Origin of the sequence: Veillonella sp. (assembly GCF_015058545.1) — a bacterium.
Taxonomy (GTDB): Bacteria; Bacillota; Negativicutes; order Veillonellales; family Veillonellaceae; genus Veillonella_A.
The window spans coordinates 1-4,864 of sequence record NZ_SVCB01000003.1 but is presented as its reverse complement, the minus strand read 5'-3'; the positions used below and the strand labels follow the sequence as shown (position 1 = coordinate 4,864).

The following is a 4,864-nucleotide window of genomic DNA, read 5'->3' as shown; positions in this document are numbered from 1 at the left end:
TAATCAGCATATCGGTGAAGCGATGATTGAAATAGTGAAAATCGTTTATCCTGAGTATATTCAAGCGGATTCGATTCCAAAAAAATTTTAGTTATTAAAGGATGTAATTTGAATAATTAATTTGGTGAGCGGTATGGAAAGAAAAAAGAAACAAGTTATCAGTATTTTAATATTGATAGTACTTCTGTTAGGGATAATTATTATAGCTCTTCATTTGGGTACCATTAAGGTGCCCGTGTTGGGCGGTTTGCAGAGTATTTGGCAAGGTTTGGGGATACCTGTAACGGTAACCAATCCATTAGAGCCGGAGCAGGAAGCGGTGCTGTGGTACATTCGCATGCCACGTATTTTAATAGGGCTTATGGTTGGAGCCTCTTTAGCATTGGCCGGTGCCGTTATGCAGGGAATTTTCTCTAATCCCTTGGCTGATCCGGGGATTATGGGTGTTTCGGCAGGGGCCTCACTAGGTGCTGTTATTGCTATTTCCTTAGGGCTCACTTCAATGGGGATGTTCTATATGCCGATGTTTGCCTTTGTTGGTGCGTTTATGGCTGTTAGTATTACTATTTTATTAACTATGCGAGGCGGTCGCGTGGAGACCGCTACATTATTATTGGCCGGTGTTGCCATTAGTATGTTGTTGGGGGCTTTTACATCCGGTATTTTGACACTGATGAATGAATATCGGTTGCGTGAATTTTTGTTTTGGATGGTAGGCGGTCTCGATTTCAGACGTTGGGAACATGTTTTTCTCGCTATTGGACCGTTTCTTATTGGGACGACAATTCTAATTACATTGGGACGTCAATTGAATGTGTTGGTATTAGGTGATACGGAAGCAAAGGCATTGGGCGTTCCGGTTATGCTATATCGGTTAATTTTCTTGTTTTTAGCATCATTTATTACAGCTACCGCGGTATGTGTTAGTGGTGCTATCGGTTTTGTAGGGCTTATTATTCCTCATATTGTTCGAATTTTAGTAGGGCCCGATCATCGTGTATTGTTGCCGGTTTCAGCTTTAGCAGGGGCACTTTTTTTCATATTTTGTGATACGCTCGGCCGTGTATTGGCGGCTCCTAGCGAAATTAGGGTAGGCATTATGACAGCTTTGTTAGGGGCTCCGTATTTCTTGTATCTGTTACGTCGTGTTCGTCAAAAAGGAGGCATTTAAATGGAATTAAGTGTAGAACATCTAAGTGTGTCCTTGAGTAATCAACAGATTTTACATGATATCTCTTTAAAAGCTGAAAGTGGTGAGTTTATCGGTATTATAGGGCCTAATGGTTCGGGTAAAACAACTTTTTTAAAAGCGCTACGCGGTTTATATCCTTTTACGGACGGCTCGGTTATATTAAATGGTGCTTCGATACCCCATCAAAGTGATAAACAAATTGCCCGACAAGTTGCTTACATGCAACAGAGTGTAAATTTGAATTTTGGCTATACAGCTAAGGAAATTGTTATGACCGCACGCTATCCATTTTTAAAGTGGTGGCAAAACGAGTCCGCCAATGATGAAAATGTTGTTGAAGCTGTTATGAAAAACGTTGGTATTTGGCACTTAAGGGATCGTGCAGTGAATGAATTGAGTGGCGGCGAGCGGCAGCGTGTATTTTTGGCAAAGGCGTTAGCACAGGAAACCGAGCTGTTATTACTCGATGAACCAACCGCAGCTTTGGACTTAGTATATGCTGATGAGATTTTCAGGCAGGGGCGCCAATATTGTGAATCAGGTAAAACTATTTTTATTGTTGTTCATGATTTAGAGTTGGCTGCTAAATTTTGTACGCGACTTTTATTGATTTCAGAAGGTCACTTAGTGGCGGATGGGCTGCCTAAAGAGGTATTGACGGCTAAAAATTTGAAAAAAGCTTTTCATCTGTCTGCAGCTGTGTATGAAGATCCATATTTTACACAGCAACGTATTTTTGTGTTCCCGAATGATGCAACTGATATTGAACCGTATCGTCGTGGAAATACATTGCCGCCTGATATGACGGTAGAGTTAAATGAATAGTAGGAGTCGATAACATGAGTGATATTAATGTAATAGAGCAGGGAGCACAATTTAAACAAATTCTATATCCTTTTTCGGCAATTGTAGGGCAGACGGACATGAAACGTGCTTTGATTTTAAATGCTATTTCACCGGCTATCGGCGGTGTTTTGATAAAAGGGGAAAAAGGAACGGCTAAATCAACAGCTGTACGTGCATTAGCGGCTATTCTGCCACCGTTAGAAACTGATGGGGCCGAGTCGATGCAAGTTGTGGAATTACCGATTAATGCTACCGAAGATCGCGTGGTAGGAACAATAGATTTGGAGTATGCCTTAACTGAAGGAAAGAAAAAATTTGAGCCCGGTATATTGGCGAAAGCTCACAATAATATTTTGTATGTAGATGAGATAAATTTGTTGGACGATCATGTGGTGGATGTTCTTTTGGACGCAGCTGCTATGGGGGTCAATACGGTTGAACGAGAAGGTATTAGCTACTCTCATCCGGCGAAATTTATATTAGTAGGCACTATGAATCCCGAAGAAGGTGATATTCGCCCACAATTATTGGATCGTTTTGGTTTATCGGTAGATGTTAAAGGTGAGCGTGAACCCGAATTACGTATGGAAGTTGTAAAACGACGTTTGGCTTTTGAAAGCGATAAAGTTACTTTTGCGGCATCGTACAAAGAAAGCGATCGAGAATTGGCTGAAACTGTTGTTAAAGCTCGATCTCTATTATCGCAAGTTAGTGTTACAGATACGGTATTACGCAAGATTGCCGCTTTATCAATTCGTCTTAATGTTGACGGACATCGTCCGGATATTACGATGCTTCATACGGCCAAAGCGTTGGCTGCATATAATGAGCGAACCGAGATTAATAATGATGACTTGAAAGTGGCGGCACAATTGGTATTGCCGCATCGTATGCGCCGCCGTCCGTTTGAAGAGCAGGGCTTTGATTGGAGTAGTGTTACTGATATTTTGGATTCAGAAGATTAATTTTTTAGTGTGCAAAAGCGCTTAAACAGTGTATAGGTGGGCATTATGGCAGCGACTGTAGAGAGAGCTTTAGCTATGGCTCTTATACAACCAAAAATAAATAGTCTTATAATTTCAGGTCCGACCGGTGTAGGTAAGAGTTATCGTGCCCGTAAATTGTTACAACAATGGAACATTCCGTATCGCACAATTCCTGTGCATATTCAAGCGGAGTCGTTGACCGACCATATAGATTTGGAACAAACTATTCGAGTCGGGCACTATGTAGCCGGCAAAGGTTTGTTTAATCAATCTGTAAAGGTGTTTTTTATCGATGACTTTCATTTGATTCGTGAATCTTTACGGCACTTGCTATTACAACGTATTCGAGAGATGGGTGGTACCTTAATCGGTACCGTTAATACAGCAGAAGGGAGTTTAACTATTTCTGAGTGGGAAACTATAGATCTACATGTAGCGATGGAAAACCCTGGTGAAGCAAAACGGTTGGCTGTATTGCGAGATATCTTAAATTCCGAATATACTGAGTCGATGATGTCGGTAGCGGATTTCAGAAATGCTGAAACCTTGATATCGGAGATAGTGCCGTCCGAGGCTATATTGCAACTCTGTATCAGCTATATAGTAAAATCCGGTGCGGTAGGCAATACCAATGAATTTTTACTGGCAGTTGCTGCAGCTGCAGTGGCGGGGTTGGACCAAAAATCATATATTTTACCAAAACATGTGGAGGAAGCTACGCTGTATGTGCTACCTCATCGTATGCAACAACAAACTGAAACAGACAATCAGCAATATCAATCTTCTGATAGAGATAATAATCAATCAGAAAACAATACCGATAATGATATGCGGAGTGATGAGGAAAATACTTCGGATAATAATTCACAAGAACCCAAGCAAAATAGTGACACCGAAAGCAATCAGAATGTCGAAGCAGCCGAAAACGATGAAACTAAGGATAATCAAGATAATCAATCACAGTTTGATTCAAGTGGCGATTTAGATAGTTCCAATGAATCGTTTGAGAACGAAAGGCAAGTTGATTTTGACAATCCGGATGATAGTCTTGAAAGTAATGGTATAAACAATATATGGCCGGAATTGATAGCGGCTATGAATCAAAACTTAATGGGTTTACGCTTAGAGGCCAATGAAACAATGGATCGTAAGGCTCGGAAGGGATCGGGCAAGCGTTTACGTACAAAAGCCGGTGATTGTGGTGGTCACTATGTTAGAGCTATTCAACATCCGGAACCTTTAAAAGATTTAGCTTTGGATGCGACTATACGAGCAGCGGCGCCGTATCAAAAATTACGCCGTTCAGAGTTACAAAATAACAGTTCGTTGGCCATTCAAATCAAGCAACCGGATTATCGACGTAAGGAACGTGAAAAACAAGTCGGAGGTCATTATCTATTTGTTGTGGATGCCAGTGGTTCTATGGCGGCTCGCAAACGAATGGAAGCAGTTAAAGGTGCAATTTTCAGCTTATTGCAAGATGCTTATGAGAAACGGGATAAAGTAGGGCTTATCGTTTTTCGCAAGGAGAAAGCGGAATTAGTATTACCGTTTACCGGTAGTATTGAACTGGCAAGACGACTATTGGAACATTTGCCTACAGGTGGTAAAACACCGCTGGCAGGGGCTCTGGAATTGGCCTATAGAACCTGTGAGCAGGTTTTACGACGTTCACCAACCGAAAAAATTAATATCCTTATTGTAACCGATGGTCGGGCGACTTATGGCGAAACTGATAATCCGGTAAACGAAGCATTAGCCTGGGCGAAGGCTTTTGTTGATTTACCGGTGGGGACTTTGATTTTAGATACAGAGCAGGATTTTATTCGTCTGGGAATCG

Annotated in this window: 4 protein-coding genes; all 4 read left to right on the top strand. The window is 41.4% G+C overall.

Annotated features, from left to right (window positions below; all coding sequences use genetic code 11):
* Positions 1–133 precede the first annotated feature (133 nt).
* Positions 134–1,171, top strand: a complete 1,038-nt coding sequence (locus E7204_RS00135; RefSeq protein WP_295180416.1) for an iron ABC transporter permease — start codon at positions 134–136, stop codon at positions 1,169–1,171.
* The gene (locus E7204_RS00130) at positions 1,172–2,017 is read left to right on the top strand and encodes an ABC transporter ATP-binding protein (RefSeq protein WP_021842474.1); all 846 of its coding nucleotides are present in this window, start codon (positions 1,172–1,174) and stop codon (positions 2,015–2,017) included.
* Positions 2,018–2,076: 59 nt separating this feature from the next.
* Positions 2,077–3,003 carry an ATP-binding protein gene (locus E7204_RS00125; protein WP_156705799.1) on the top strand — a complete coding sequence of 309 codons (927 nt, stop codon included), beginning with the start codon at positions 2,077–2,079 and terminating at the stop codon, positions 3,001–3,003.
* Between the two features lie 45 nt (positions 3,004–3,048).
* The coding region (locus E7204_RS00120) for a VWA domain-containing protein (RefSeq protein ID WP_295180413.1) at positions 3,049–4,864 on the top strand (1,816 nt) is incomplete at its 3' end.

Coding starts and splice junctions, on each gene's coding strand:
- E7204_RS00130 (WP_021842474.1), top strand. CDS start 1,172: ATGGAATTAAGTGTAGAACATCTAAGTGTGTCCTTGAGTAATCAACAG.
- E7204_RS00135 (WP_295180416.1), top strand. CDS start 134: ATGGAAAGAAAAAAGAAACAAGTTATCAGTATTTTAATATTGATAGTA.